The organism is Pseudonocardia sp. ICBG1142 (assembly GCF_020496255.1).
Lineage (GTDB): Bacteria > Actinomycetota > Actinomycetes > Mycobacteriales > Pseudonocardiaceae > Pseudonocardia.
The window spans coordinates 603,257-629,347 of record NZ_JAHLJC010000005.1; the positions used below are offsets into that span (position 1 = coordinate 603,257).

Consider the following 26,091-nt stretch of genomic DNA (forward strand, 5'->3'; position numbering starts at 1 on the left):
GCACCGAGATGGACGAGCAGATCGAGCGGCACGACTACGACGTCGTCGTCATCGGGGCCGGCGGTGCCGGCCTGCGGGCGGCGATCGAGGCGCGGCTGCAGGGCAAGCGGACGGCGATCATCTCCAAGTCGCTGTTCGGCAAGGCACACACCGTGATGGCCGAGGGCGGCTGCGCGGCGTCGATGGGCAACGCCAACCCGAACGACAACTGGAAGGTCCACTACCGCGACACCATGCGCGGCGGGAAGTTCCTCAACAACTGGCGGATGGCCGAGCTGCACGCCAAGGAGGCCCCGGACCGGGTCTGGGAGCTGGAGACCTACGGCGCGCTGTTCGACCGCACGAAGGACGGGAAGATCAGCCAGCGCAACTTCGGCGGGCACACCTACCCGCGGCTGGCGCACGTCGGCGACCGGACCGGCCTGGAGCTGATCCGCACCCTGCAGCAGAAGGTCGTCTCGCTGCAGCAGGAGGACCTCGCCGAGACCGGCGACCCAGAGTCCCGGATCCGGGTCTTCCACGAGTGCACGATCACCGAGCTGTTCACCACCGACGGCGCGATCTCGGGCTGCTTCGGCTACTTCCGCGGCGACGGTCGGTTCGTGCGCTTCGACGCCCCGGCGATCGTGCTCGCCACCGGCGGCGTCGGGAAGAGCTACTCGGTCACGTCGAACTCCTGGGAGTACACCGGCGACGGCCACGCGCTGGCCCTGCGCGCCGGCGCGACGCTGATCAACATGGAGTTCCTGCAGTTCCACCCGACCGGCATGGTGTGGCCGCCGTCGGTGCGGGGCCTGCTGGTCACCGAGTCCGTCCGCGGCGACGGCGGCGTGCTGCGCAACACCGACGGCAAGCGGTTCATGTTCGACTACGTGCCGGACGTGTTCAAGGAGCAGTACGCCACCACCGAGGAGGAGGGCGACCGCTGGTACACCGATCCGGACAACAACCGGCGCCCGCCCGAGCTGCTGCCCCGCGACGAGGTCGCCCGGGCCATCAACTCCGAGGTCAAGGCGGGCCGGGGCACCGAGCACGGCGGGGTGTTCCTCGACGTGTCCACCCGGCTGAAGCCCGAGGAGATCCTCAAGCGGCTGCCGTCGATGCACCACCAGTTCAAGGAGCTGGCCGACGTCGACATCACGAAGGAGCCGATGGAGGTCGGCCCGACCTGCCACTACGTGATGGGCGGGGTCGAGGTCGAGCCGGACACCGCGATGTCGAAGGTCCCCGGCCTGTTCGCCGCCGGCGAGGTCGCGGGCGGCATGCACGGCTCCAACCGGCTCGGCGGCAACTCGCTGTCGGACCTTCTGGTGTTCGGCCGCCGCGCCGGGCTGCACGCCGCGCAGCACGCGGACCGGGGACGGCCGGCCGTCGCGGAGGCCGACGTCACCGCGGCGCTGGAGCGGGCGATGCTGCCGTTCTCCAGTGCGACCGCGGGCGGGGAGAACCCGTTCGTCGTCCAGCAGGAGCTGCAGAAGACGATGCACGAGCTCGTCGGGATCATCCGCAAGGGCGACGAGATGGAGCTCGCGCTCAAGAAGCTCGAGGACATCGCGACCCGCACCCGGACGGTCTCGGTGGAGGGGCACCGCCGCTTCAACCCGGGCTGGCACCTGGCCCTGGACCTGCGCAACATGCTGCTCGTCGCGCTGTGCACCGGCAAGGCGGCCCTGGAGCGCCAGGAGTCGCGGGGTGGGCACACCCGCGACGACTTCCCGGTCATGGACTCCGACTGGCGCCACGTGCTGCTGGTCTGCCGCGCCGTCGGAGAGGACGGCATCGAGCTGACCCGTCAGGAGCAGATCCCGATGCGGCCCGACCTGTTCGACCTGTTCGAGATGGACGAGCTGAAGAAGTACTACACCGGTGACGAGCTGGGCGGTCACCGGGCCGATGCGGAGGGACCGCGATGAGCAGCCATCTCCACCACTTCCGCGTCTGGCGCGGCGACGACACCAAGGGCGAGCTGGTCGACTACCCGGTGGAGGTGAACGAGGGCGAGGTCGTCCTCGACGTCATCCACCGGCTGCAGGCCACCGAGGCCGGCGACCTGGCCGTGCGCTGGAACTGCAAGGCGGGCAAGTGCGGCTCGTGCTCCGCGGAGATCAACGGCCGGCCGCGGCTGATGTGCATGACCCGGATGAACACCTTCGACGACAGCGAGGTCGTCACCGTCACGCCGCTGCGCAGCTTCCCGGTGATCCGCGACCTCGTGACCGACGTGTCGTTCAACTACACCAAGGCCCGCGAGATCCCCAGCTTCACCCCGCCCGAGGGGGTCGCGCCGGGCGAGTACCGGATGGCGCAGGTCGACGTCGAGCGGAGCCAGGAGTTCCGCAAGTGCATCGAGTGCTACCTGTGCCAGAACACCTGCCACGTGGTCCGCGACCACGAGGAGAACAAGGAGGCGTTCGCCGGGCCGCGCTACCTGATGCGGATGGCCGAGCTGGACATGCACCCGCTCGACGCGCACGGCAACCGTGCCGTCGAGGCCCAGGAGGAGCACGGGCTGGGGTTCTGCAACATCACCAAGTGCTGCACCGAGGTGTGCCCGGAGCACATCAAGATCACCGACAACGCGCTCATCCCGCTCAAGGAGCGCGCGGTGGACCGCAAGTACGACCCGCTGGTGTGGCTGGGGGACAAGATCTTCCGTCGCACCGGGAGCTGAACGTGTCCCCGCACCCCGGCGACGGCCATCGCACCCGCCGCACGGGGTGCGGGGACCGCGCCGGGGGTGCGACGGGCCGCTCAGCCCTCCATCGACCGGCGGATCTCGGCGAGCCGCTCGGCCGCCCTGCGCTCGCGTTCGGCGAACGCGTCCTGGGCCTCCGCGGCGCGCACGTCGCCGCCTGCGAGCTCCTCGGCGGCCGCCGCGGTCGCGGCGCGTCCCTCGATGCGATCGCGCACGTAGGAGAACGTGGGGACGCCGTCGTCGGTGTAGTCGGTGACCGGCTCGACCGGGTCGGGCACGGCGGGGTCGGCAGGCTCCGGGTCGGGGACGGCGGGCAGGCGGGTCGGATCGGTCATCGGGCCTCCTCGGTTCCGCCGTCGACGGTAGGCGATGAGAACGCCGCGCGCGGACGGTCCACACCGGTATGACGACCTTTGCGCTCGTCCCCGGGGCGGGGACCGACACCTGGTACTGGGGCCCGCTGGTACGGGAGTTGACCCGGCGCGGCCACCGCGCCGTGCCGGTCGAGCTGCCCTGCGACGACGACGCCGCCGGACTGGAGGACTACGCCGACGCCGTGGTGGCCGCGGTCGAGGGTGCCGAGGACCTGGTGGTCGTCGCGCACTCCTTCGGCGGGTTCAGCGCGCCGCTGGTGTGCGACCGGATCGCGGTGCGCGAGCTCGTCCTGGTGACGGCGATGGTGCCGCAGCCGGGCGAGTCCGCGGCGCAGTGGGGCGCCGCGACCGGCTCCGGGGCGGCGCTCGCCGAGCAGGCCGCGCGCGACGGGCGCGACCCCGACGACGTCGTCGGGCTCTTCTACCACGACGTCGACGAGGCGGTCGCGAACGAGGCGCTGCGCCACGAGCGCGACCAGTCCGCGACGCCGTGGAACCAGCCGTGGCCGCGGGAGTCCTGGCCGGACGTGCCGACCCGGTACCTGCTGTGCCGCGAGGACAAGCTGTTCCCGGCCGCGTTCGTCCGGACGATGCTCGCCCGCCGGCTGCGCGGCGTCGTGCCCGAGATGGTGTCGGGCGGGCACCACCCGATGCTCTCGCACCCCGGGGAGCTGGCCGCGGCGCTGCTCGGCCGCTGAGGACGGCCCCCGAGGACGGCCCCCGAGGGCGGGGGCCGGTGGCAGGCGATGATGACGCGGTGGCGCGCACACGGATCCGGGAGCTCGTGGTGGTGCACGACGCGGCCTGTGCGCCGTGCTCGCGGATCGCACAGGAGCTGCCGGGCTGCGTGCGGGTCCGGGTCCGGGCGCGCTCCTGCCGCGAGCCGCGGCTGGCCGAGATCTACCCGAACCTCCCGGCCGCCGTCGCCGGATGCCGGACGCCGGCGGTCGGCGTGCTCCGCACCGACGGGCAGGTCCGCTGGTGGACCGGGATGAGCGGGGTCGTCGGCCTGGCTCCGGTCCTGCGACCCGGGGCGCTGCCGGCCGCGGTGCGCCTGCTGCGCGCGGCGGCGACGGCAGGTCGATGATCGTGGTCCGTCCCCGGAACGAGGAGGCCCCGCTCGTGGCCACCGCCGCCCGCCCGCTCGACCACGGCCCCGGCCTGCTGTTCTGCCCCGGGAACCGGCCCGACCGGTTCGCCAGGGCACTCGCCGCGGCCGACGCCGTCGTCCTCGACCTGGAGGACGCGGTCGGCCCGGACGACAAGGACGGCGCCCGTGCCGCCGTCGTCGACGCCCTGGCGGGGCTGGACCGCACCCGGGTGGTCGTGCGGGTCAACGCGCCCGGCACCCCCGCCCACGACGGCGACGTCGCCGCGCTGGCCGCCCACCCGGACCTCACGCTGATGCTGCCGATGGCGACGAGCGCCGCCGCGGTGGAGGCACTGGCCCCGCACCCGGTGATCGCGCTGTGCGAGACCGCGCACGGGGTGCTGGAGGCGCCGTCGATCGCGCGGGCGACGAACTGCGCGGGCCTGATGTGGGGCAGCGAGGACCTGCTCGCCGACCTGGGCGGCCGCACCGGGCGCGCGACCGGCGGCGGCTACGGCCCGGCGCTGACCGAGGCCCGCACCCGGATCCTCTACGCCGCGCGTGCCGCGGGCCTCGACCCGGTCGACACCGTGCTGACCGACATCGCGGACACCGACACCCTGCTCGCCGACACCCTCGACGCGGCGGCCGCGGGATTCGCGGCGAAGGCCTGCATCCACCCGTCGCAGGTCGAGGTCGTGCGCCGCGGGTTCCGGCCCACCGACGCCGAGGCCGAGCACGCCCGCGCCCTGCTCGCCGAGGCGCAGCGCCACCCCGGGGTGTTCCGGTTCGGCGGGGAGATGGTCGACGCGCCGGTGCTCGCCCGGGCCAGGGCGGTCCTGCGCCGCGCCGAGGCATAGACGACGTCTATGGCAGAGCTCGGAAGCATCGATCGCGCGACGGGACTGCACGTCGGTCCGGCGACGCTGTACCGGACATGGACATCACCACACTGGCCGGACAGGACCTGCTGATCGTCGGCGGCGGCTCGGGCATCGCCCGCGCGCTCGCCGCCGACGCCGTCGCCGAGGGGGCGACGGTCACCCTCGCCGGGCGCGACCCGCAGCGGCTCGCCCCGGTCGCGGACGCGGTGGGCGCCGCCACCGCCCGGATCGACCTGACCGACGAGGCGAGCATCGCCGCCTTCGCGGCGACCTCGGGGCCGCTGGACCACGTCGTGTCGCTCGCCGCCGCGCCCGCGAACGGGCCGGTCGGCGAGCTGGACCGCGACGCCGTCCACACCGCGTTCGACGCGAAGGTCGTCGGCCCGCTGCTGCTCGCCAAGCACCTCGCCCCACTCGTGCGCGGGTCGTTCCTGCTGTTCTCCGGCGTCGCGGCCTGGCGCCCGGCGCCCGGCCGCTCGGTGATGGCGACGACCAACGGCGCCGTCGCGTTCCTCGCCGAGGCGCTCGCCGTCGAGCTCGCCCCGGTCCGGGTCAACGCGCTCTCGCCCGGCATCGTCGACTCCGGCCAGTGGGACCGGCTCGGCGACGGCAAGGACGCCTTCCTCGCCGCCACGGCCGCGGCCAACCCGGCGCGGCGCACCGGCACCCCGGCCCAGCTGTCCGCCGCGGCCCGGTCGCTGCTCACCAACCCCTTCGTGACCGGCACGACCCTGCACGTCGACGGCGGTGGCCGGCTGGCCTGACCGGCGCCGCTCAGGGGGCGAGCTGCGCGGCGACGGCGGCGGGCACGGGCACCCCGCGCCGTCGCAGCGCGGCGACGAACGCCGCCACCACCGGGTCCCGGCCCGGCCGGGTCAGCGCGACGACCTCCCGGTCCTGCGCCGGGGCCAGCGCCCGCACCACACCCGGGGCACCCGCGGGCAGCGCCGTCACCGGCACCACCGCAACGCCCAGCCCGGCGTCGGCGAGCCGGGCCGCGGTCGTCGCGCTCCGGGTGCGGGTCACCGCGTCGAGGCGGACGCCGTGCGTGGCGGCGAGGGTGTCGAGCCAGCCGGCCAGGCCGTTGGCGGGGTCGTAGTGCACCACCGGGCCCTCGCCGAGCGCGACGACCGGGATCGGCCCCGGCGCGCCGGCGAGCGGATGGCGGCGGGGGAGCGCCGCGACGAGCGGCTCGCGGCCGAGCACCTCGGCGTCGACGCCGTCACGGCCGGGCGGCGGGCACACCCCCACGTCGGCCGCGCCGTCCGCCACCCGGGCGGCGATCTCGTCGGCGCTGGTCAGCTCGGTGAGCTCCACCCGGGTCCGGGCGGTGGCACCGGCGGCAGCCCGCAGCACCGGGGCGAGCAGACCCGCGGTCATCGTCTCCGCGCACGCCACCCGCAGCACCCCGGCGCCGCCGGCCGCGACCGTGCGCCCGGTGGTCAGCACCCGGTCCGCGGCCTCCAGCGCGGCGACCGCGTCGGCGTGCACCGCCCGCCCCGCGACGGTCGGGCGCACCCCGCGCGGCAGCCGCTCCAGCAGCGGGGTCCCGACCTCGCGTTCGAGCTGGGCGAGCTGGTGGGACAGGGCGGGCTGGGACAGGTGCAGGGCCGCGGCCGCCCCGGTCACCGACCCGTGGTCGAACACGGCCACCAGGCATTCCAGCGCACGCAGTGTCGGCACGGCGACAACCTACGGGCACGGCGGCACGGTGATGACTAGCGTGGTCGCCGTGACGATCTCCGGGTACGGGTCGTGGCCGACACCGGTCACGTCCGAAGTGGTGGTGACGGCCGCGGTGCGGCTCGGGGAGGTCCGCCCCGACGGTGCGCCCGGCACCGAGGACACCGGGGTGGTGTGGGCCGAGGGCCGCGCCACCGAGGGCGGGCGGACCCAGCTGGTGCGCCGCACCGACGACGGCACCCGCACCGACCTGCTGCCGGCCGGGGCGAACGCGCGCTCGGCCGTCCACGAGTACGGCGGCGGCGCGTGGTGGCTGCACCCCGGCAGCCCCGGCACCGTCTTCTACGTCGAGTGGGCCGACCAGCGCCTGTACCGGCTCGACCGCGGCGGCGAGCCGGTCGCGCTCACCCCGGAGCCCGCGGTGCCCCGCGGTGACCGTTACGCCGACGGCGACGTCGCCCCCGACGGCACCTGGATGGTCGCGGTCCGCGAGCACCACCACGCCGAGCACACCCCGGCGGCCGAGGTCGTCAACGAGATCGTGCGGCTCGACGCCCGCGTCCCGTCGGAGCCGGAGGTGCTGGTCAGCGGCCCGGACTTCGTCGCAGCACCGCGGATCTCGCCGGACGGCGGCACCCTGGCCTGGCTGTCCTGGAACCACCCGTCGATGCCGTGGGACGACGTCGAGCTCACCGTGCGCGACCTGGCGTCCGGGGTGGACACCGTCGTCGCGGGTGGGCCGGGGGAGTCGGTCACCGAGCCGCAGTGGCAGCCCGACGGGTCGCTGACCTTCCTCAGCGACCGCACCGGCTGGTGGAACCTCTACCGGTGGCCGCCCGGCCAGGACATCGAGGCGCTCGTGCGCATCGATGCCGAGATCGGTGTGCCCGGCTGGGCGCTGGGCGGGTCGCGCTACGCCGTCCTGGAGGACGGACGCGTCGTGTTCGCCCGCTCCTCGCGGGGCTTCGACGCCCTGGTCGTGCGGGAGGTCGACGGCCGGATCATCGAGCTCGACACCCCGTTCACCGCGATCGGCTCGGTGCGCGCCGACGGGCCCTACGCCGTCGTCTGCGTCGCCGGGTCGCCCACCGCCGAGCCGGGCGTGCACCGCGTGGTGCCCGCCCCGGAGGGAGCCGGGGAGCCCGGCGCGGCCGGGGTGCAGACCCTGCGCGCCCCGCGCGACCTGGGCCTGCACCCGGAGACGGTGTCGGTGCCCGAGCCGATCACGTTCCTGTCCACCGACGCCGCGGGCGGCCCGCGCACCGGCTACGCGCTGTTCTACCCGCCGCTGGGCGCCCACGAGGCCCCCGAGGGCGAGCTGCCGCCGCTGCTGGTGGTCATCCACGGCGGCCCGACCGGCTCGGCGACGCCGGTCCTCTCGGTCGCCGTGCAGTACTGGACCAGCCGCGGGTTCGGGGTCGTCGACGTCGACTACGGCGGCTCCACCGGCTACGGGCGCGCCTACCGCGAGCAGCTGAAGGGCGCGTGGGGGATCGTCGACGTCGCCGACTGCCTGGCCGCGGCCCGCACGCTGGCCGACGCCGGACGCGTCGACCCGGCCCGGATGGCGATCCGCGGCGGCTCGGCGGGCGGGTTCACCACCCTGGCCGCGCTCGCCCGGGACGACACCCCGTTCTCCGCGGGGGCCGACCACTTCGGCGTCGCCGACCTGGCCGCGCTCGCCCGGGACACCCACAAGTTCGAGTCCCGCTACCTCGACGGGCTGGTCGGGCCGTGGCCCGAGGCGGAGGCGGTCTACATCGAGCGGTCCCCGCTCACCCACGTCGAGCGGTTCTCGACCCCGCTGATCGTGCTGCAGGGCGACGAGGACGCGATCGTCCCGCCGAACCAGTCGGAGATGATCGTCGACGCGCTGCGCGAGCGTGGGGTGCCGGTCGCCTATCTGTTGTTCGCCGGTGAGCAGCACGGCTTCCGGCAGGCGGCGAACATCCGCCGGGCGCTCGACGCCGAGCTGGCGTTCTACTCCCGGGTGTTCGGGTTCGCGCTGCCGCCGGAGGAGGGCATCGAGCCGGTCACCGTCGAGAACCTGTGAGTCCCGGGCACTTCGTCGCCCGCGTCACCCTGGACCCGGACGCGCCCACCGACGGCTACCCGTTCGACCTGGGGGTCGTGCGGTGGCTGCGGGCGCACGGCGGGCTCGCCCTCTACCCGGGCGTCACGTTCCTGGTGGGGGAGAACGGTTCCGGCAAGTCCACGTTCGTCGAGGCACTGGCGGTCGCGCTGGGGCTGAACGCCGAGGGCGGCTCGCGGTCGTTCCGGTTCGCGACGCGGGCGAGCGAGTCCGACCTGGGGTCGCACCTGCGGCTGGCGCGCCGGCCCGGCCGGGAACGGAGCAGCTTCTTCCTGCGTGCCGAGTCGTACTACAACGTGGCGACCGAGCTCGAGCACCTCGACCGGGAGGGTCTCGGCCCGCGGCTGGCCCCGGCGTTCGGGGGCTCGCCGCACGAGCGCAGCCACGGTGAGTCGTTCGTCGCGCTGATGACCCACCGGTTCACCCCGCGCGGGCTCTACCTGCTCGACGAGCCGGAGGCCGCGCTGTCGGTCACCGGGGCCCTGGCGGTGCTGGCCCGGATGGTGGACCTGACCGCGCGGGGCAGCCAGTTCGTCGTCGCCACCCACTCGCCGGTCCTGCTCGCGCTGCCGGGCGCGACGATCCTGCAACTCGACGACGACGGCGCGGTCCGCCGCGTCGGCTACGACGAGGCGCTCCCGGTCGCCCTGACCCGCAGCTTCCTCGCCGACCCGGACGCGTTCCTGCGGCACCTGTAGACGGCGACGGGCCCGGGAGGACGAGGTGTCCTCCCGGGCCCGGGTTGCCGGGGCTCAGACCGGGGCGCCGCCGGCGGGTGCCGGCGTCGGAGCGGCCTGCGGGGTGGCCTTGCGCGGCCCCTGCGACAGCCGCTTCTCCACCAGCCGCGACAGGCCGGTCAGGATCAGGCACAGCCCGATGTAGAGGACCGCGACGACCAGCGCGACCTGCAGGATCGGCGATCCGAGCTGCACCTGGCTGCCGAGCTGGCGGGCCACGAGCAGCAGCTCCTCGTAGAGGATCAGGAAGCCGAGCGCGGTGTCCTTGAGGACCACCACCAGCTGCGACAGGATCGTCGGCAGCATCGACCGGACCGCCTGCGGGAGCAGCACCGAGGACATCACCTGGGTCTTGCGCAGCCCCAGGGCGTAGGCGGCCTCGCTCTGCCCGCGCGGGACCGCGTTGATCCCGGCACGGAACACCTCGGCGAGCACCGAGCCGTTGTAGAGCATCAGGCCGAGCACGACGGCCCAGAACGCGGAGATCTCGATGCCCGCGCCCTGCGACATCCCGTAGTACATGATGAAGATCAGGACCAGCAGCGGGACGGCGCGGAAGAACTCCACGACCACCGTGCACGGGACCCGGACCCAGGCGTGGTCCGACAGCCGGCCGGCGGCGAACACCGCCCCGAACACCAGCGACAGGACCGCAGCGACGAGGAAGGCGCGGACGGTGTTCCACAGCCCGTCGAGGATGCGGACCTGGATCGCCTCGTAGGTGATCCAGTCCCACATCCGGCCGCTGAACTGGCCGGTGGCCCAGAAGCGGTAGAGGACGAACCCGAGGGCCGCCAGGATCACCGCGACCCCGACGACGCCGATCGTGCGGTTGCGGGCGCGGGCCGCCGGGCCCGGGATGTCGTAGAGGACCGAGCTCATCGGGCCACCCCCCAGCGGGCGTCGAGGCGGCGCTGGACCCAGGTCAGCGGGGCCACCAGGATCACGAAGATCAGCGCCACCCACAGCAGCCCGACGAGCACGTTGTAGCCGCGCTCGGAGAGGTTCTGGTAGATGCCGCCGGCCTGGAACACCGAGAAGCCGGACGCGATCGTGGTGTTCTTCAGCAGCGCGATCTGGATGTTCGTCATCGGCGGGACGGTGGCGCGCACCGCCTGCGGGAGCACCACCTGGCCGAGGGTCTGGGTGAAGGTGAAGCCCAGCGCCCGCGACGCCTCCGCCTGCCCGACCGGGACCGTGTTGATGCCCGACCGCACGACCTCGCACACGAACGCGGCGGTGTAGAGGCTCAGGCCGACGCTCGCGAGCGCGAAGAAGCTGAGCTGGACGAGCTCGAGCCGTGGGTAGGCGAACGCGAAGAAGAACAGCACCAGCGTCAGCGGGGTGTTCCGCAGGATCTGCACGTAGCCGGTGCCGAAGGCACGCAGCGCGGGGACGGGGCTGACCCGCATGCCCGCGATCAGCGTGCCCAGCAGCAGCGATCCGATCGCGGCGACGACGAAGAGGCCGATCGTGCCGGCGAACCCGCCGACGTAGAGGTCGAGGTTGTCCAGCAGGACATCCACCGGGCGGCTCTCCTTTCTCTGGTCCCGACGTGTCTGGACCCGACGCGGCCCGGCGGAGTGGTGACGAGGTCACCGCCCCACCGGGCCGCGGTCGGGATCAGTAGCGCTCGATGGCCGGCGGCTGGGCCTGGGTACCGGACTTGCCCAGGGTGCCGTCGTAGATGGTCTTCCAGGTGCCGTCGTCGATCGCGGCCTGCAGCAGGTCGTTGATCTTGTTGCGGAGCGCGGTGTCGGCCTTCGGGACGCCGATGCCGTAGGGCTCGGAGGAGAACTTCTCCCCGACGACCTTCAGCTGCTCCGGGTTCTGCGCGGCGTAGCCGAGCAGGATCGCGTCGTCGGTGGTGACGGCGTCGACCTGGTTGTTGATCAGCTGGTCGACGCACTGGGTGTAGGTCTGGAACTCCACGACCTGGTCGGTGAGCTTCTGGTCCTTCACCCGCTGGATCGGGGTGGAACCGGTGACCGAGCAGACCCGCTTGCCCTGCAGCGTCTGCGGGCCGGTGATCGTGTTGTCGTCGGCACGCACGAGCAGGCTCTGGCCCGCGACGTAGTACGGCCCGGCGAACCCGACGCGCTGCTTGCGCTTGTCGTTGATCGTGTAGGTGCCGACGTAGTAGTCGACGTCGCCGCGCTCGATGTTGTCCTCGCGGGCCGCCGACGGGATGACCTTGTACTCGATCTGCTCGGGGGAGAAGCCGAGACCGCCCGCGACCATCCGGGCGATGTCGATGTCGAACCCGGAGAACTCGTTGGTGGTGGCGTCGCGGAAGCCCAGGTTCGGCTGGTCGTCCTTGACACCGATCACGACGCGGCCGCGCTGCTTCATGGCGTCGAACGTGGGGGAGCCCTCGACGGTCACGTTCTGCGCGACGGTCGGCTGGTAGCCCGAGCTCTCGGCGCCGGGTGTGCCCTCGCGGCCGCAGCCGGCCAGGGCGAGGGTGGCGGCCAGGGCGGCCGCCACCAGGATGCGGGTTCTCTTCACGGTTCGCTCCGCTCGTCGGGTGGTGGTGGTGGAAGGCGTCCTCAGTGCGAGAGGATCTTGCCGAGGAAGTCCTTGGCGCGGTCGCTGCGCGGGGCGGTGAAGAACTCGTCCGGGGTCGCGTCCTCGACGATCTCGCCGTCGCTCATGAACACGACGCGGTGCGCGGCCCGGCGGGCGAAGCCCATCTCGTGGGTCACGACGACCATCGTCATGCCCTCCTTGGCCAGCGAGGTCATGGTGTCGAGCACCTCGTTGACCATCTCCGGGTCGAGCGCCGAGGTCGGCTCGTCGAAGAGCATCACCTTCGGCTTCATGGCCAGCGCGCGGGCGATCGCCGCGCGCTGCTGCTGGCCGCCGGACAGCTGCGCCGGGTACTTGTCGCGCTGGTTGGCGATGCCGACACGCTCCAGCAGCGCCAGACCGGTCTTCTCGGCCTCGGCCTTGGCCACCCCGCGCACCTTCAGCGGTGCGAGGGTGACGTTCTCCAGGATCGTCTTGTGCGCGAACAGGTTGAACGACTGGAAGACCATGCCGACGTCGGCGCGCAGGGCGGCGAGCGCCTTGCCCTCCGCCGCGAGCGCGGTGCCGTCGATCTCGATCGTGCCGGTGTCGATCGGCTCGAGCCGGTTGATCGTGCGGCAGAGTGTGGACTTGCCGGAACCGGAGGGGCCGAGGACGACGACGACCTCCCCACGGGCGACGTCCAGATCGATGTCGCGCAGCACGTGGAGGTCGCCGAAGTGCTTCTGCACCCCGGCCATCCGCACCATGGGTGTGCTGGACGCGGGCGGGCTGGTCATGCTGCCTCCGGACATGGCGAGAGCCTGGACGGAACGGACATGCGAGTCCACCACCTTGAGGAACCTTTAGGGTCTCGGCCACGTAACGGAAAGGGCGGCCACCGGTGCACATCCTGCTGATCGAGGACGACGACCGGGTCGCCGCCGCGCTGCGCCCGGCACTGCACCGGCACGGGATGACCACGACCCGCCTGGACCACGGCCGCGGCGCCGTGGACCACCTCGACGGCGTCGACGTCGTGCTGCTCGACCTGGGGCTGCCCGACGCCGACGGGCTCGACGTCTGCCGGGCGATCCGCGCCGTCTCCGAGGTCCCGGTGCTGATGGTGACCGCCCGCGGCGAGGTCACCGACCGCATCGCCGGGCTGCACACCGGCGCCGACGACTACCTGGTCAAGCCCTACGACATCGGGGAGCTCGTGGCCCGGGTGCACGCGGTGCAGCGCCGCCGCAAGATCGGCGACGACGGCACCGTCGTCCCGGCCGGGTCGGCCCCGGTGACCGTCGGCGACGTCCGCGTCGACCCCGAGCGGTACGAGGTCACCGTCGCCGGGGAGCAGGTGGTGCTCACCCGCAAGGAGTTCCAGGTGCTGTCCCTGCTCGCCCGCGCCGACGGCGCCGTCTGCACCCGCGCCCAGATCGTCGCCGAGGTGTGGGGGCGCGGCTGGGCGGGCGCGAACCGGACCCTCGACGTGCACGTGGCGACCCTGCGGACCAAGCTCGGCCGCCCCGAGCTGGTGCGGACCGTCCGCGGCGTCGGGTACCGCTTCGCCGCCACCGAGGACTGAGAGGGGAACGGCGACGTGCGCAGCCGGCTGCTGCTGGTCGTGCTCGTGCTCGTCGGGCTGCTCGCCGCCGGGCTGGGCGTCCCGCTGGCCTGGACCGCCGCCCAGCGGGCCCAGGAGGAGGTCTTCACCGACCGCCTCACCGACACCATCTCCTTCGCCTCCACCGCCCAGCGCCCGCTCATCGAGACCCCCGCGGGCAGCTCCGCGCTCGCCACGTTCACCGACGAGATCACCCGCTACGACGACGTCTACGGCGTCGCGGTGCTCGTCCTCGACCGGGCGGGGCGCACGGTGACCGCCTCCCGCCCGGCCGACCGGCTGCCCGAGCTGGGCGACTACGCCGTCGACCGGACCGAGGTCGCGCTCGCCGGGCGCCGCTCCTCCACCTACCCGCTGCTCATGCCGTGGGACGACCGGCCGCTGGTGCTGGCCGAGCCGGTACTCGTCGACGGCGAGGTCGTCGGCGCGGTGGTGACGGTGTCCCCGACCGACGCCCTGCGGGCCGAGGCGGTGCGCACCTGGTCGCTGATCGCCGGGGCCGCGGTGTTCGCGCTGCTCGCCGGGATCCTGGTCGCGCTGCCGCTGACCGCCTGGGTGCTGCGCCCGGTCCGCCGGCTCGACGAGGCGATGGACCGGGTCGGGACCGCCGTCCTCGCCGGGGGGCCGCCCGGTCCGCCGTCGCGGCGCAGCGGCCCGCCGGAGCTGCGCTCGCTGGCCGAGTCGTTCGACCGGATGACCGAGACGGTGCGCGAGGCGCTCGGCGCCCAGCGCGCGTTCGTCGCCGACGCCTCCCACCAGCTGCGCAACCCGCTCACCGCGCTGCGGCTGCGGCTGTCCAACCTCGACGGGCACGTCGACCCGGCCGCCGCCGACGACCACCTCGCGGCGATGGAGGAGGCCGAGCGACTGTCCCGGGTGCTCGACGGACTGCTCGCGCTGGCCCGCGCCGAGCGCGCGGTGGAGGACCCGGGCGTCGCCGAGGACACCGACCTCGACGTCGTCGTCGCCGAACGGGTGGACAACTGGCGGCCGCTCGCCGAGCACTCCGGGATCGAGCTGCGCCGCAGCGGCCCCCGCGGCCTGCACGCCCTGATCGGCGAGCCCGCGCTGGAGTCGGTGCTCGACGCGCTGCTGGACAACGCGCTCAAGTACACCCCGCCCGGGCGACGGGTGCGGGTCGCGACGCTGCGCACCGCCGACCGGATCGGGGTCAGCGTCGTCGACGGCGGCCCCGGCCTCGCGCGCGAGGACCGGGCGCGCGCCACCGACCGGTTCTGGCGGGCGCCCGGGCAGGCCAACGTCGAGGGCAGCGGGCTCGGCCTGGCCATCGCGGTGCGGACCGCGGCCGCGGCCGGCGGGAGCCTGCAGCTGAGCGACGCACCCGGCGGCGGGCTCCGGGTCACACTGTGGCTGCGGCCCGCGCCCTCCGCGGTGCGTGACCGACCCCCGGCCCCCGGAGAGGACGTGTGAGGAATGCGGATCGGCGAGCTCGCGGAACGCACCGGCGTGAGCGCACGCATGCTGCGCTACTACGAGGCTTATTCAGGCCCCGTGAAATAACGATCTAGCCCGGCGTGTCGGGTTGGGCGACAGCCCGTCCATCGCGAATATTGGTTTGCCGAATCAATCCGAGATGAACGGGTTGTCGCAGTATGTACTATGCCACTGGTTTCCGGCGTGATGAGATTCAGGATCTTGTCGCTATAGTGTATGAGCAGGATCAGCGGAACGCGACTGGCCTGCGACGGCCTTGGCCGCCGGTTCTGGGGTTGTTCTGGTCGGTGGTGATCACGTTGGCGTATCTGCGCGGGAATCGTGTGCAGTGGGAGTTGGCGGAAACCTATGGGGTGTCGCAGTCGACGGTTAGTCGAGCGATCACGGGGGTGACACCGTTGCTGGCACAGGCGCTGCGGAGTGTCGTTCCGACGGCAGAGGAGCTTCGTGCCGATCGGCAGTACATCATCGATGGAACCTTGCTTCCCTGCTGGTCATGGGCCGCGGTGCCGGGTCTGTGGTCGGGCAAGCATCGCACCACCGGCGTCGTCGTCCAGGTCGCAGCCACCCTGGAAGGGCAGCTGTCGTGGATCTCCGACCCGACCCCAGGCTCCCGACACGACCTATATTGCCTCGACCAATCCGGCGCCCTCGACCACCTCGCCACATACCCCCCGATCGGCGATAAAGGATACATCGGGCGCGGCATGCTCACCCCGTTCAAAAAACCACCCGGCCGGGAACTTCTCGACTGGCAAAAAACATTCAACAAGAGCCTCAACCACACACGCGCCACCATCGAACGAGTCATCGCCCATATCAAAACGTGGAAAGTTCTCCACACAGACTACCGGCGGCCCTACGCCACATTTAAAACGACAATCTCGGCAGTCATCGGACTCATCTTCTACACACTTACCTGACGGAGCCTGAATAAGCCTCTACGAGCAGCAGGGTCTCCTCGGCCCGACCCGCGGCAGCGGCGGCCAGCGGGAGTACGGGACACCGGAGGTCGAGCGCGTCGCCCTGCTGCGGACGCTGTTCGACGCCGGCCTGTCGAGCCGCACGATCGCCCGGCTGCTGCCGTGCGTGGACACCCCGAGCCTGCGGACCGCCGAGGACGCCTTCGCGACGATGGCACGTGAGCGGGACCGGCTGCGCGAGGCGATGGGGACCCTCGGGACCGCCGTCGACGCCCTGGAACGCCTCATGGCCGGCAACAGCGAGCACCGGGCCGCCCTCGCCGCCGCGCGCCCGGCCGGGTCCGCCGACCGGTGACCTGGGACACGATCACTGGAACCTGACACCGGTGGCAGGTCATAGCGTGCCGGCGTGGTCAACGCATACGGATACCGCGCCTTCGGCGGCCCCGACGTCCAGGAGTTCCTCGACCGCCCCGCCCCGGTGCCGGGTGCGCACGAGGTCGCGCTCGCCGTCGCCGTCGCCGGGGTCAACCCCCTCGACCACGTCCTGCGCGCCGGCGGGGTGCCGATGATCAACGGGCACCTCCCGTTCCCGCAGGTCCTCGGGATGGAGGCCGCGGGGGGTGGTCACGGCGGTCGGGACCGCCGTGACGGGCCTGGCGGTCGGGGACAGGGCGTTCGGGTTCGCCCTCACCGGTGCCGGGACCTACGCCACCGACACGCTGCTGCTCGGCTCGGCCACGGCCCGGACGCCGGACGCGCTGTCCGACGAGTGGGCGGCCACCGTGCCGGTCGCCGGGACCACCGCGCTCGACGTCGTCGACCAGCTGGCACTGCCCCGTGGTGGCCGATTGCTGGTCAACGGGATCGGCGGGGGCGTGGGGCTGGCCGTCGCCCAGCTGGCCCGCGCCGGTGGGCTCGAGGTGATCGGTACCGCGGGCGTGACCAAGCGCGACGTCGTCACCGGGACCGGGGCGGCGTTCGTGGACCACCGCGCGCCCGGTGCGATCGACCGGCTGCGCGCGTTCGCCCCCGACGGCTTCGACGGCGTCGTGGACCTCGTGGGCGGCGCGTCGCTGCGTGCCGTCGCACCGCTCGCCGCCACGCCACGGGCCGTGGTCTCGGTCGGTGACCCCACGGTCGGGGAGGTCGGCGGCGTCGTCGTGGAGCGCCACACCGACCGCCGGACCCTGGAGCGGGTCGCGGCGCTGATGGTGCAGGGCGTCCTCGACCCGCACGTCACGGCGGTGTACCCCTTCGACCGGGCGGCACAGGCCCTGGCGCGGGTGGAGGACGGGCACGCGACGGGGAAGACGGTGCTCGACCTGTCCACGCGGGGTCAGCGAGGTCAGTAGCCCTTGGTGGCCCGGTAGAACTCGACGGCGCCCTCGTGCAGCGGGATCGGCTGGGTGCCGATGGCCGAGCGCGAGTCGACGGTCACCGCGGCCGGGCTGGCCTGCGCCAGCCGGGGCTGCTCGTCGAAGGCCGCCCGGATCAGCGCGCGGGCCAGGTCGGCGTCCATCCCCTCGGTGACCAGCAGCGCGTTGCGCACCGACAGGCACGACACCGGGCCGGGCAGGCCGTAGGTGTTCGCCGGCACCGTCGCCACGGAGTAGACGGGGTACCGCTCGCGCATCCGGTCGAGCACCCCGCCGAGCTCCAGGAGCCGGATCGGGACCCGGGCGGCGAGCTCCCGCACGCCGTCGGTGGGCACCCCGCCGGACCAGAAGAACGCGTCGAGACGGCCCTCGACCAGCGCCGTCGCCGCGTCCGGCAGCCCCAGCTCCGCGCGGGTGCCCCGGCCCGCGACACCGATCCCGGCGACGTCGAGCAGCCGGATCGCGATCGGCTGGTAGCCGCTGCCGCCCGGGCCGATCGACACCCGTCGTCCGCGCAGGTCGGCGATGCTGCGCAGGCCGGAGTCGGCACGTACGACGAGGTGGGTGACGTCGTCGTAGAGCCGGGCCAGTGCGCGGGGCTCGGTCGGGCCGGTGACGCGCGCGGCGACGTCGGCGGCCACGTCGACCTGGCTGATCGCGACCGCCGCCCGCCCGTCGGTCAGCAGCTCCATGTTCTGCGCGCTGCCCGCTGTCTCCAGCACCCGGGGGGCCGCCGGGAGCCCGAGGCGTTCGTGCCAGATCTCCGACAGCGTGCGCGCGAGGTTGATGTACACCCCCGGCTGCACCCCGCCGGCGATCACCAGCGGCTCGGCGGGCCGCGGGCCGGTGCAGCCCGGGAGCACCGCCCCCGCACCCAGCACGACGCCCGCACCCAGCAGGGCGCGCCGCGTCAGCGGGGGACCGGACCTGTGCATCGGGCCATCATCCCCGACGGCCCCGTCCCGGCGCCGTTCGCCGGGGCGCCTACCCTCGGGTGTGTGAGCCGCAGCTACACCGTGCGCACCTACGGGTGCCAGATGAACGTGCACGACTCGGAGCGGATGGCCGGTCTGCTGGAGGACGCCGGGTACGCCCGGGCCGAGGACCCCGACACCGCCGACGTCGTCGTGTTCAACACCTGCGCGGTGCGGGAGAACGCGGACAACAAGCTCTACGGCAACCTCGGGCACCTGCGCCCCCGCAAGATCGCCAACCCGGACATGCAGATCGCCGTCGGCGGCTGTCTGGCCCAGAAGGACCGCGACACGATCACCCGGCGGGCGCCGTGGGTCGACGTCGTGTTCGGCACGCACAACGTGCACGCACTGCCGACCCTCCTGGAACGCGCCCGGCACAACGACGAGGCCCAGGTCGAGATCGCCGAGGCGCTCGAGGTGTTCCCCTCCACGCTGCCCGCGCGCCGCGACTCCGCCTACGCCGGCTGGGTGTCGATCTCGGTGGGCTGCAACAACACCTGCACGTTCTGCATCGTGCCGTCGCTGCGCGGCAAGGAGCGCGACCGCCGCCCCGGCGACGTGCTCGCCGAGGTGCAGACCCTCGCCGCCGACGGCGTGCTGGAGGTGACCCTGCTCGGGCAGAACGTGAACGCCTACGGCTCGGACATGGGTGACAGGCAGGCGTTCTCGAAGCTCCTGCGGGCCTGCGGCGAGGTCGAGGGGCTGGAGCGGGTGCGGTTCACCAGCCCGCACCCGCGCGACTTCACCTCCGACGTCATCGCCGCGATGGCCGAGACTCCGAACGTCTGCCCGCAGCTGCACATGCCCCTGCAGTCCGGCTCCGACGACGTCCTGCGCCGGATGCGTCGCAGCTACCGGTCGGAGCGGTTCCTCTCGATCCTGGCCGAGGTGCGGGAGTCGATCCCGCCCGCGGCGATCACCACCGACGTCATCGTCGGGTTCCCGGGCGAGACCGAGCAGGACTTCGCCGACACCCTCGACGTCGTCGAGCGGGCCCGGTTCGCCGCGGCGTTCACCTTCCAGTACTCGAAGCGGCCCGGCACCCCGGCCGCGGACCTGCCCGACCAGCTGCCCAAGGCCGTCGTGCAGGAGCGCTACGAGCGCCTCGTCGCACTGCAGGAGCGGATCTCCTGGGAGGAGAACCGCAGACAGGAGGGCACGGTGGTGGAGCTGCTGGTGTCCACCGGCGAGGGCCGCAAGGACGCGGCGACCGCCCGTCTCACCGGTCGTGCCCGGGACGGGCGGCTGGTGCACTTCGCGCCCGGTACCGCGACCGGCATCCGGCCAGGGGACGTCGTCACCGTCCGGATCGACCGGGGCGCCCCACACCACCTCGTCGCCGACGGCGGCGTGCTCACCCACCGCCGCACCCGCGCCGGCGACGCCGCCGAGGCCGGCGAGCGCCCGTCCGGGGCACCCACCACGCTGGGGCTGCCGGCGTTCGGTGCTCCGGCGTCCGAGCCGGCTCCCGCCGCGCCGTCCTGCGGCGTCCCCGCCACCACCGGAGGTCCCCGATGAGCGACGTGTCCCCGCAGACCCGCGCCGAGATCGACCGGGCCGGGCGCGGCGTCGCCCGCCGGATCGACCCCGGCGCGCGCGCCATGCTGATCGCGGTGGCGATCGTCGCCGCGGTCGCCGCGCTGCTGCTGCCGTGGGTGGCGGGCACCCCGGGCTGGCAGGTGCTGTCCTCGGGCACCTCCGGGCCGCTCCCGACGCTGTTCTCGTTCACGATGACCGGGTTCGCCGTCGTGGTGTCGGCCGCGGCGCTGCTGACCCGGCTGTGGGCACTCGCGTGGTTCGCGGCCTTCGGCTGCGGGATCTCCTCGGTGAACGGGCTGTGGGCGATCTGGTCGCAGCAGACCGGCGCCGAGGCCGGGCCCGGGTTCGGGATGGTCCTCGGCGTGGTCGCCGTGGTGCTGCTGACCTTCGTGTGGGCGGGCGCCGCGCTGCAGCGCGACTGACCCCCTACCGCTCGTCGACCGCCTGCTCGGCGGCGGTGAGCCACTCCCGCCACTGTGCCGCCTGCGCGCGGGCCTGCTCGGCGCGCCTGCGGTCACCGGCCGCCTCGGCCTTCTCCGCCTGCGCCTCGAACTGCTCGACCCGCGCCCGGAACTGCTCGACGCGTGCCTGGGTCTCGGGGTCGGTGCGGCGCCACTGCGCGTCCGCGGCGTCGGCGACCTTGTCCTCGATCCCGCGCAGCCGCCCCTCCAGGGTGCGGATCTCCTCGCGCGGGACCTTGCCGATGGCCTCCCAGCGCTCCTGGATCTCGCGCAGCCGGGCCCGTGCGCCGTCCGGGTCGGACAGGTCGATCGTCTCGGCCTCGGCGAGCAGTGCCCGCTTCGCCTCGGCGTTCTCGGCGAACTCGGTGTCGCGGGCGGAGAAGTGCTCGCCGCGGCGGGCGAAGAAGCGGTCCTGCGCGCCGCGGAAGCGGGCCCACAGCGCGTCGTCGGCCTCGCGGTGGGCGCGGCCCGCCGCCTTCCACTCGGTCATCAGGTCGCGGTAGGCGGCCGCGGTCGCGTTCCACTCGTCGGAGTCGGCGAGGGCCTCGGCCTGCGCGACGAGCTCCTCCTTGCGGGCCTTCGCGGTGACCCGCTGGCGGTCGAGGTCGGCGAAGTGCGAGCCGCGCCGCCGGTTGAACGCCTCGCGGGCCTTCGAGAAGCGCTTCCACAGCTGCTCGTCGGTCTTCTTGTCGACGCCGCGGATGGTGCGCCACTCGTCGAGGATCGCCTTGTACCGGTCCCCGGCCTGCTTCCACTGGGTGGAGTCCACGGCCATCTTCTCGGCCTCGACGGCGAGCGCCTCCTTGCGGGCGACGGCGTCGTGCCGGGCGCGCTCGCGCTCCTCCTTCGCCGCGCTGACGCCCTGCTCGGCGAGGCCGACCAGCTCGTCGAGCCGCGTGCGCAGGGCGGGCACGTCCCCGACCACGTGCGCGGAGTCGAGGCCGTCGCGCAGCGCGGTCAGCGCGGTCAGTGACGCCTTTGCGTCCCCGCCGCCGGCGATCCGCGCGGCGAGCACCTCGGTCTCGGTGACCAGCGCGTCGAACCGCTTCGCGTAGTGCTCCAGGCCCTCGGCGGGCGGCCCGGCCTGGTAGGAGCCGACGACCCGCTCGCCGTCGGCGGTGACCAGGGTGATGGTGCCGTCGTCGTCGGCGCGGCCCCAGCGGCCCGGGTCGTCGGCCGCGGAGGGCACCGGGGACGGCAGGGCGGCGGGCGGTGCGGGTGGTGCGACCGCGGCCGGGGTGGGCACGGGTCGGGCGGCGGGCGGCGGTCCGGGCCGGGGCGGCCCCGGCTTCGGCGGGGTGGGCCGGGTGGGCTCGGCACCCTGTCCTGCAGCGTCGGTCGCGTGGGTCTCGGACACCGGTAGGTCCTCCTCGTTCGGCCCGCCGCGGGGCGGGCGCCCCGTGCGGACGTCCGTCCGGGGCCGTGCGCGCACCGGATCCTCGCGCGGTGCGGAGGCCGGAACGGCGATTCAAGCAGGTCCACCGCCCTCGGGGGAACCGCGTGCCCTCCGGCCGGGTACGGGAGTCGTGGCCGCGGGCGCTGATTACCCTCGGAGCCCGTGCCCGCCGCGATCGCCGTCCTGCCCCAGCCCCCGCTCCTCGTCCCCGCCCTGAGCGGCGACGCGGCGGTCGAGACCGAGGGGCTGCGCGAGGCCGTCGTCGCCGCGGTGACGGGTCTCGCCGCGGCGGCCCAGCGCTGGGTCGTCGTCGGCGCCGACCCCGGCGGGCGGCGCACCGTGGACCCGGGCACCCGCGGCACCTTCGCCGGCTACGGCCGCGACGTCCCCGTCGCGCTGCCCGGCCCGGCCGGTCCGGACGAGGGCGCCGAGCTGCCGCTGCCGCTGCTGGTCGCGGCCTGGGCGGCCCCGGCCGGGGTCGGCTCGGCGCGCGGCGAGCTCGTCGCACCGGACACCCCGGTCGCGGACTGCCTGGCGCTCGGCGCGGAGCTGGCCGGCGAGGGGGTGGGGCTGCTCGTCGTCGGTGACGGCGCGGCCAAGCACACCGCGAAGGCCCCCGGCGGGTTCGACGGCCGGGCCGAGGCGTTCGACGCCGTCGTCGCCGCCGCGTTCGACGCCGGTGATCCCGAGCCGCTCGCCCGGCTCGACCCGGACGGCGCCGCCGCGCTCTGGGCCTCGGGCCGCGCGCCGTGGCAGGTTCTGGCCGGTGCCGCGCGCGGGCGCTCCTGGACGGCGGCGCACCGGCACACCTCGATGCCCTACGGCGTCGCCTACCACGTGGCGCTGTGGGAACCGGCGTGAGCACGCCACCACCGGCTGCACCACCGCCGGCCGCGCCGTCACCGGCCGCACCGCCGCTGGTCGCCGTCGTCGGACCGACCGCGACCGGGAAGTCGGACCTGGGGCTGGAGCTGGCACTGGCGCTGGACGGCGACGTCGTCAACGCCGACGCCATGCAGCTCTACCGCGGTCTGGACATCGGCACCGCGAAGCTCGCCCCGCACGAGCGGCGCGGCGTCGTCCACCACCAGCTGGACGTCCTCGACGTCACCGAGACCGCCTCGGTCGCGGCCTACCAGCGGGCGGCCCGCGCGGTCATCGAGGAGCTGCGCGCCGCCGTGCGCACCCCGGTGCTGGTCGGCGGCTCGGGGCTCTACGTGCAGGCCGTGCTCGACGAGCTGGAGTTCCCCGGCACCGACCCGGAGCTGCGCGCCGCGCTGGAGGCCGAGCTGGAACGTGACGGGTCCGGCGCGCTGCACGCCCGCCTCGCCGCGGCCGACCCGGTCGCCGCCGAGCAGGTGCTGCCCTCGAACGGCCGGCGGATCGTCCGCGCGCTGGAGGTGATCGCACTGACCGGCAGGCCGTTCCGCGCGACCCTGCCCGGCGCCGGCACCCCCCGCTACGACGCCGTGCTGCTCGGCGTGGACCGCGACGTCGCCGAGCTCGACGAGCGGGTCGCGCTGCGGGTGGACCGGATGCTCGACGACGGCCTGGTCGACGAGACCCGCGCGCTGCTCCCGCGCGGGCTCGCCCACGGCCGCACCGCGTCCCGCGCGCTGGGCTACCGGCAGGTGATCGAGGCCCTCGACCGCGACCCCGACCACCCCGACCTCGCCGTCGTCCGGGAGGAGACGGTCCGCGCGACCCGGCGGTTCGTGCGCCGCCAGCGCTCCTGGTTCCGCCGGGACCGGCGCATCCACTGGCTCGACGGCGCCGACCCGGACCTGGTGGCCTCGGCGCGTGCGGTGCTCGCTCGTAGGCTGGTGGCATGACCGGCGGCATCGCGTTCAGCAAGGGGCACGGCACGCAGAACGACTTCGTGGTGCTGCCCGACCCGGACGCCGCGCTCGACCTCACCCCGGCCCGGGTCGCCGCGGTGTGCGACCGCCGCCGCGGCCTCGGCGCGGACGGGGTGCTGCGGGTCGTGCGCTGGGCGAAGCTCGCCGGTGAGCCCGGCGTCGGGGAGCCCGTCGACGGCGTCGAGTGGTTCATGGACTACCGCAACGCCGACGGCTCGCTCGCCGAGATGTGCGGCAACGGCTTGCGTGTGTTCGCCCGCTACCTGCACGAGCGCGGCTGGGCCACGGGTGGCCCGGTCGGCACCCGCAACGGGGTGCTCGACACCGCCGTCGGGCCGGACGGGGTCTCGGTCGGGCTCGGGACGGTCGGCGTCGGCCCGGCGTCGGTCGCCACCAGCGGCGACGCGCGCTTCGACGGCATCGCCCTCGACGTCGGGAACCCGCACCTGGCCTGCGTCACCGCGGCCGACCCGGACACCCTCGACCTGACCCGCGCGCCCTCCTACGACCCGGCGCTGTTCCCGAACGGGGTGAACGTCGAGTTCCTGACCCCACTGGACGGCCCCGCCGACGGCGGCCGCATCCGGATGCGGGTGCACGAACGCGGTGTGGGGGAGACCCGCTCCTGCGGCACCGGGACCGTCGCGGCCGCCGTCGCCGCGCTGCGGCACGCCGGGCACACCGCAGGGGACGTGCAGGTCACCGTTCCGGGCGGGTTGCTGCGGGTGACGGTGGAGGCCGGCACCGACGAGCGGACCGGGCCCACGACGCTGCACGGCCCCGCGGTGCTGCTCGCGTCCGGCGAGCTGGACCGTGCGTGGTGGGACGCTCCCGCCTGAGGCCCGCGAATCGGGGCGGACACGAGCCCCGCGACGTGGGAGGATGGGGGCAAGATGACTGATGCCCACACGCACCCCTCCGTGACCCCCTCCACGTCGAACCCGGTTCCGACGGGTGGCGAGCTCGACCTGGAGGAGCGCACGTCGCTGCGCCGGATCCACGGGCTGTCCACCGAGCTCACCGACATCACCGAGGTCGAGTACCGCAAGCTCCAGCTGGAGCGGGTCGTGCTCGTCGGCGTCTGGACCGAGGGCACGGCCGAGCAGGCCGACAACTCGATGACCGAGCTGGCCCGCCTCGCCGAGACCGCCGGTTCCGAGGTGATGGACGGCCTCGTGCAGCGCCGCTCCAGCCCGGACCCGGCCACGTTCATCGGCTCCGGCAAGGTCGAGGAGCTGCTCGGGGTCGTCCGCGCCACCGGCGCCGACACCGTGATCTGCGACGGCGAGCTGTCACCCGGCCAGCTCCGTCAGCTGGAGGAGCGGCTCAAGGTCAAGGTCATCGACCGGACCGCGCTGATCCTCGACATCTTCGCCCAGCACGCCCGCTCCCGGGACGGCAAGGCCCAGGTCGAGCTCGCGCAGCTGTCCTACCTGCTGCCGCGGCTGCGCGGCTGGGGTGAGGCGCTGTCCCGGCAGGTCGGCGGCCGGGCCGCGGGCGGTGTCGGTATCGGTGGCCGTGGCCCCGGTGAGACGAAGATCGAGCTGGACCGGCGCCGCATCCGCGCGCGGATGTCGAAGCTGCGCCGCGAGATCGGTGCGATGCGCCAGGTCCGCGAGACCCAGCGCGGCAGCCGTCGCCGCAACGAGATCCCCTCGGTCGCGATCGTCGGCTACACCAACGCGGGCAAGTCGAGCCTGCTCAACCAGCTCACCGACGCCGGGGTGCTGGTGCAGGACGCGCTGTTCGCGACGCTGGACCCGACCACCCGCAAGGCGCAGACGCCCGACGGGCACGACTACACCCTCACCGACACCGTCGGGTTCGTGCGGCACCTGCCGCACCAGCTCGTCGAGGCGTTCCGCTCCACGCTGGAGGAGGCCGCCCGGGCCGACCTGCTGGTGCACGTCGTCGACGGGTCCGACCCGCTGCCCGACGACCAGATCGCCGCGGTCCGTCAGGTGCTCGTCGAGGTGGGGGAGGCCGCGGGCGACACGATGCCCCCCGAGCTGCTCGTGATCAACAAGATCGACGCGGCCGGTGACCTCGCGCTGGCCCGGCTGCGGCACGCCCAGCCGGACGCCGTGTTCGTCTCGGCACACAGCGGCACCGGGATCGACCGGCTCCGCGAGCACATCGCCGAGCGCCTGCCGCGCCCGGACTACGAGGTCGACCTCCTGCTGCCCTACACCGAGGGTGCGCTGGTCGCGCGGCTGCACGACGACGGCGAGATCCTCGCCGAGTCCCACACCGCCGACGGCACCCGGATCCGGGCGCGGGTGAAGCCGGAGCTGGGCACCGCGGTGCTGCCGTTCGCGGTGGCGGGCTCTGCCGTCCCGACCGGGACCGGCGCCGACCTGCCGGCGACGGCAGCGGGCCACTGAGTGGGCGACCGGGTGGGCGGCCGGGTGG

At 74.1% G+C, this 26,091-nt stretch carries 29 protein-coding genes and 1 pseudogene; 21 read left to right on the forward strand and 9 right to left on the reverse strand.

Features of this window, described 5'->3' with window-relative positions:
- The first annotated feature begins 8 nt into the window (after positions 1-8).
- Positions 9-1,913: a fumarate reductase/succinate dehydrogenase flavoprotein subunit gene (locus KPL59_RS08130; RefSeq protein ID WP_226360550.1), complete on the forward strand. Its 1,905-nt coding sequence runs from the start codon at positions 9-11 to the stop codon at positions 1,911-1,913.
- Positions 1,910-2,671: a succinate dehydrogenase/fumarate reductase iron-sulfur subunit gene (locus KPL59_RS08135; RefSeq protein ID WP_020623681.1), complete on the forward strand. Its 762-nt coding sequence runs from the start codon at positions 1,910-1,912 to the stop codon at positions 2,669-2,671. Before KPL59_RS08130 ends, KPL59_RS08135 begins: the two co-directional genes overlap by 4 nt.
- 80 nt (positions 2,672-2,751) lie before the next feature.
- Here KPL59_RS08135 and KPL59_RS08140 read toward each other — a convergent pair whose 3' ends face one another.
- On the reverse strand, positions 2,752-3,030 hold the full coding sequence (locus KPL59_RS08140; RefSeq protein WP_226353469.1) for a hypothetical protein: 279 nt from the start codon (positions 3,028-3,030) through the stop codon (positions 2,752-2,754).
- A 68-nt stretch (positions 3,031-3,098) separates the two neighbouring features.
- Between KPL59_RS08140 and KPL59_RS08145 the strand changes: the two genes are divergently transcribed.
- The 4 genes from KPL59_RS08145 (at position 3,099) to KPL59_RS08160 (ending at position 5,807) form a co-directional block, all read left to right on the forward strand.
- On the forward strand, positions 3,099-3,767 hold the full coding sequence (locus KPL59_RS08145; protein ID WP_226353468.1) for an alpha/beta fold hydrolase: 669 nt from the start codon (positions 3,099-3,101) through the stop codon (positions 3,765-3,767).
- Between the two features lie 59 nt (positions 3,768-3,826).
- Entirely contained in the window at positions 3,827-4,156 is a 330-nt protein-coding gene (locus tag KPL59_RS08150; protein ID WP_020623684.1) for a hypothetical protein, read from the forward strand.
- Positions 4,157-4,158: 2 nt separating this feature from the next.
- Positions 4,159-5,019: a CoA ester lyase gene (locus KPL59_RS08155; RefSeq protein ID WP_226360423.1), complete on the forward strand. Its 861-nt coding sequence runs from the start codon at positions 4,159-4,161 to the stop codon at positions 5,017-5,019.
- 77 nt (positions 5,020-5,096) lie between these two features.
- Positions 5,097-5,807, forward strand: coding sequence for an SDR family oxidoreductase (locus KPL59_RS08160; RefSeq protein ID WP_075311097.1), 711 nt, complete (start codon positions 5,097-5,099; stop codon positions 5,805-5,807).
- Between the two features lie 10 nt (positions 5,808-5,817).
- On the opposite strand, the gene KPL59_RS08165 is transcribed toward KPL59_RS08160, so the two are convergent.
- The gene (locus KPL59_RS08165) at positions 5,818-6,726 is read right to left on the reverse strand and encodes a LysR family transcriptional regulator (protein WP_226360424.1); all 909 of its coding nucleotides are present in this window, start codon (positions 6,724-6,726) and stop codon (positions 5,818-5,820) included.
- Positions 6,727-6,775: 49 nt separating this feature from the next.
- On the opposite strand from KPL59_RS08165, the gene KPL59_RS08170 reads away from it, so the two are divergent.
- Positions 6,776-8,779, forward strand: a complete 2,004-nt coding sequence (locus tag KPL59_RS08170; protein ID WP_226360425.1) for a prolyl oligopeptidase family serine peptidase — start codon at positions 6,776-6,778, stop codon at positions 8,777-8,779.
- Entirely contained in the window at positions 8,776-9,516 is a 741-nt protein-coding gene (locus KPL59_RS08175) for an AAA family ATPase (RefSeq protein ID WP_226360426.1), read from the forward strand. Before KPL59_RS08170 ends, KPL59_RS08175 begins: the two co-directional genes overlap by 4 nt.
- Positions 9,517-9,570: 54 nt before the next feature.
- Here the strand turns inward: KPL59_RS08175 and KPL59_RS08180 are convergent, their stop codons facing one another.
- The 4 genes from KPL59_RS08180 to KPL59_RS08195 form a co-directional block, all read right to left on the reverse strand.
- Entirely contained in the window at positions 9,571-10,437 is an 867-nt protein-coding gene (locus KPL59_RS08180; protein ID WP_075311105.1) for an amino acid ABC transporter permease, read from the reverse strand.
- On the reverse strand, positions 10,434-11,081 hold the full coding sequence (locus KPL59_RS08185; protein ID WP_020622570.1) for an amino acid ABC transporter permease: 648 nt from the start codon (positions 11,079-11,081) through the stop codon (positions 10,434-10,436). The genes KPL59_RS08180 and KPL59_RS08185 overlap by 4 nt, the downstream gene beginning before the upstream one ends.
- A 97-nt stretch (positions 11,082-11,178) precedes the next feature.
- The gene (locus tag KPL59_RS08190) at positions 11,179-12,063 is read right to left on the reverse strand and encodes a glutamate ABC transporter substrate-binding protein (RefSeq protein WP_043276813.1); all 885 of its coding nucleotides are present in this window, start codon (positions 12,061-12,063) and stop codon (positions 11,179-11,181) included.
- A 41-nt stretch (positions 12,064-12,104) separates the two neighbouring features.
- Complete coding sequence (locus KPL59_RS08195; protein WP_226360551.1) at positions 12,105-12,833, reverse strand: amino acid ABC transporter ATP-binding protein; 729 nt, start codon at positions 12,831-12,833, stop codon at positions 12,105-12,107.
- Between the two features lie 134 nt (positions 12,834-12,967).
- On the opposite strand from KPL59_RS08195, the gene KPL59_RS08200 reads away from it, so the two are divergent.
- From KPL59_RS08200 to KPL59_RS36795, 6 genes and pseudogenes are all read left to right on the forward strand, one after another.
- Positions 12,968-13,651 carry a response regulator transcription factor gene (locus KPL59_RS08200; protein ID WP_075311113.1) on the forward strand — a complete coding sequence of 228 codons (684 nt, stop codon included), beginning with the start codon at positions 12,968-12,970 and terminating at the stop codon, positions 13,649-13,651.
- 15 nt (positions 13,652-13,666) lie between these two features.
- Positions 13,667-15,121, forward strand: a complete 1,455-nt coding sequence (locus tag KPL59_RS08205) for a HAMP domain-containing sensor histidine kinase (RefSeq protein WP_226360427.1) — start codon at positions 13,667-13,669, stop codon at positions 15,119-15,121.
- Between the two features lie 3 nt (positions 15,122-15,124).
- The gene (locus tag KPL59_RS37470; RefSeq protein ID WP_226360552.1) at positions 15,125-15,211 is read left to right on the forward strand and encodes a MerR family DNA-binding transcriptional regulator; all 87 of its coding nucleotides are present in this window, start codon (positions 15,125-15,127) and stop codon (positions 15,209-15,211) included.
- Between the two features lie 92 nt (positions 15,212-15,303).
- Positions 15,304-16,068 carry a transposase gene (locus KPL59_RS08215; protein ID WP_226360428.1) on the forward strand — a complete coding sequence of 255 codons (765 nt, stop codon included), beginning with the start codon at positions 15,304-15,306 and terminating at the stop codon, positions 16,066-16,068.
- A gap of 10 nt (positions 16,069-16,078) precedes the next feature.
- Positions 16,079-16,216 (forward strand): annotated as a pseudogene (locus tag KPL59_RS36790) (MerR family transcriptional regulator); the annotation flags it as partial.
- 18 nt (positions 16,217-16,234) lie between these two features.
- On the forward strand, positions 16,235-16,423 hold the full coding sequence (locus tag KPL59_RS36795) for a hypothetical protein (protein ID WP_226360429.1): 189 nt from the start codon (positions 16,235-16,237) through the stop codon (positions 16,421-16,423).
- A 39-nt stretch (positions 16,424-16,462) separates the two neighbouring features.
- Here the strand turns inward: KPL59_RS36795 and KPL59_RS08230 are convergent, their stop codons facing one another.
- On the reverse strand, positions 16,463-16,699 hold the full coding sequence (locus KPL59_RS08230) for a hypothetical protein (protein WP_226360430.1): 237 nt from the start codon (positions 16,697-16,699) through the stop codon (positions 16,463-16,465).
- On the opposite strand from KPL59_RS08230, the gene KPL59_RS08235 reads away from it, so the two are divergent.
- Complete coding sequence (locus KPL59_RS08235; protein ID WP_226360431.1) at positions 16,692-17,423, forward strand: zinc-binding dehydrogenase; 732 nt, start codon at positions 16,692-16,694, stop codon at positions 17,421-17,423. The genes KPL59_RS08230 and KPL59_RS08235 overlap by 8 nt on opposite strands.
- On the opposite strand, the gene KPL59_RS08240 is transcribed toward KPL59_RS08235, so the two are convergent.
- Positions 17,417-18,382 (reverse strand): TAXI family TRAP transporter solute-binding subunit, encoded by a 966-nt coding sequence (locus tag KPL59_RS08240; RefSeq protein WP_226360432.1) that lies wholly within the window; start codon positions 18,380-18,382, stop codon positions 17,417-17,419. The two genes, KPL59_RS08235 and KPL59_RS08240, sit on opposite strands and share 7 nt — an antisense overlap.
- A gap of 63 nt (positions 18,383-18,445) precedes the next feature.
- Between KPL59_RS08240 and miaB the strand changes: the two genes are divergently transcribed.
- Together miaB and KPL59_RS08250 are read left to right on the forward strand one after the other, a co-directional pair.
- Positions 18,446-19,942, forward strand: coding sequence for a tRNA (N6-isopentenyl adenosine(37)-C2)-methylthiotransferase MiaB (gene miaB, locus KPL59_RS08245; protein WP_226360433.1), 1,497 nt, complete (start codon positions 18,446-18,448; stop codon positions 19,940-19,942).
- Positions 19,939-20,385, forward strand: a complete 447-nt coding sequence (locus KPL59_RS08250; protein WP_060711211.1) for a hypothetical protein — start codon at positions 19,939-19,941, stop codon at positions 20,383-20,385. The genes miaB and KPL59_RS08250 overlap by 4 nt, the downstream gene beginning before the upstream one ends.
- Positions 20,386-20,389: 4 nt before the next feature.
- Here KPL59_RS08250 and KPL59_RS08255 read toward each other — a convergent pair whose 3' ends face one another.
- Positions 20,390-21,670 carry a DUF349 domain-containing protein gene (locus KPL59_RS08255; RefSeq protein ID WP_226360553.1) on the reverse strand — a complete coding sequence of 427 codons (1,281 nt, stop codon included), beginning with the start codon at positions 21,668-21,670 and terminating at the stop codon, positions 20,390-20,392.
- Positions 21,671-21,982: 312 nt separating this feature from the next.
- On the opposite strand from KPL59_RS08255, the gene KPL59_RS08260 reads away from it, so the two are divergent.
- From KPL59_RS08260 to hflX, 4 genes are read left to right on the forward strand one after another with little or no spacing between them, the layout of a single operon-like run.
- A complete protein-coding gene (locus KPL59_RS08260; RefSeq protein WP_075311127.1) occupies positions 21,983-22,681 on the forward strand; it encodes a hypothetical protein in 699 nt (232 codons plus the stop codon).
- Entirely contained in the window at positions 22,678-23,652 is a 975-nt protein-coding gene (gene miaA / locus KPL59_RS08265) for a tRNA (adenosine(37)-N6)-dimethylallyltransferase MiaA (RefSeq protein WP_226360434.1), read from the forward strand. The genes KPL59_RS08260 and miaA overlap by 4 nt, the downstream gene beginning before the upstream one ends.
- Positions 23,649-24,518 carry a diaminopimelate epimerase gene (dapF, locus tag KPL59_RS08270; RefSeq protein ID WP_205015909.1) on the forward strand — a complete coding sequence of 290 codons (870 nt, stop codon included), beginning with the start codon at positions 23,649-23,651 and terminating at the stop codon, positions 24,516-24,518. The genes miaA and dapF overlap by 4 nt, the downstream gene beginning before the upstream one ends.
- Before the next feature lie 54 nt (positions 24,519-24,572).
- Positions 24,573-26,063 carry a GTPase HflX gene (gene hflX, locus KPL59_RS08275; RefSeq protein WP_051050199.1) on the forward strand — a complete coding sequence of 497 codons (1,491 nt, stop codon included), beginning with the start codon at positions 24,573-24,575 and terminating at the stop codon, positions 26,061-26,063.
- The last annotated feature ends 28 nt before the right edge of the window (positions 26,064-26,091 follow it).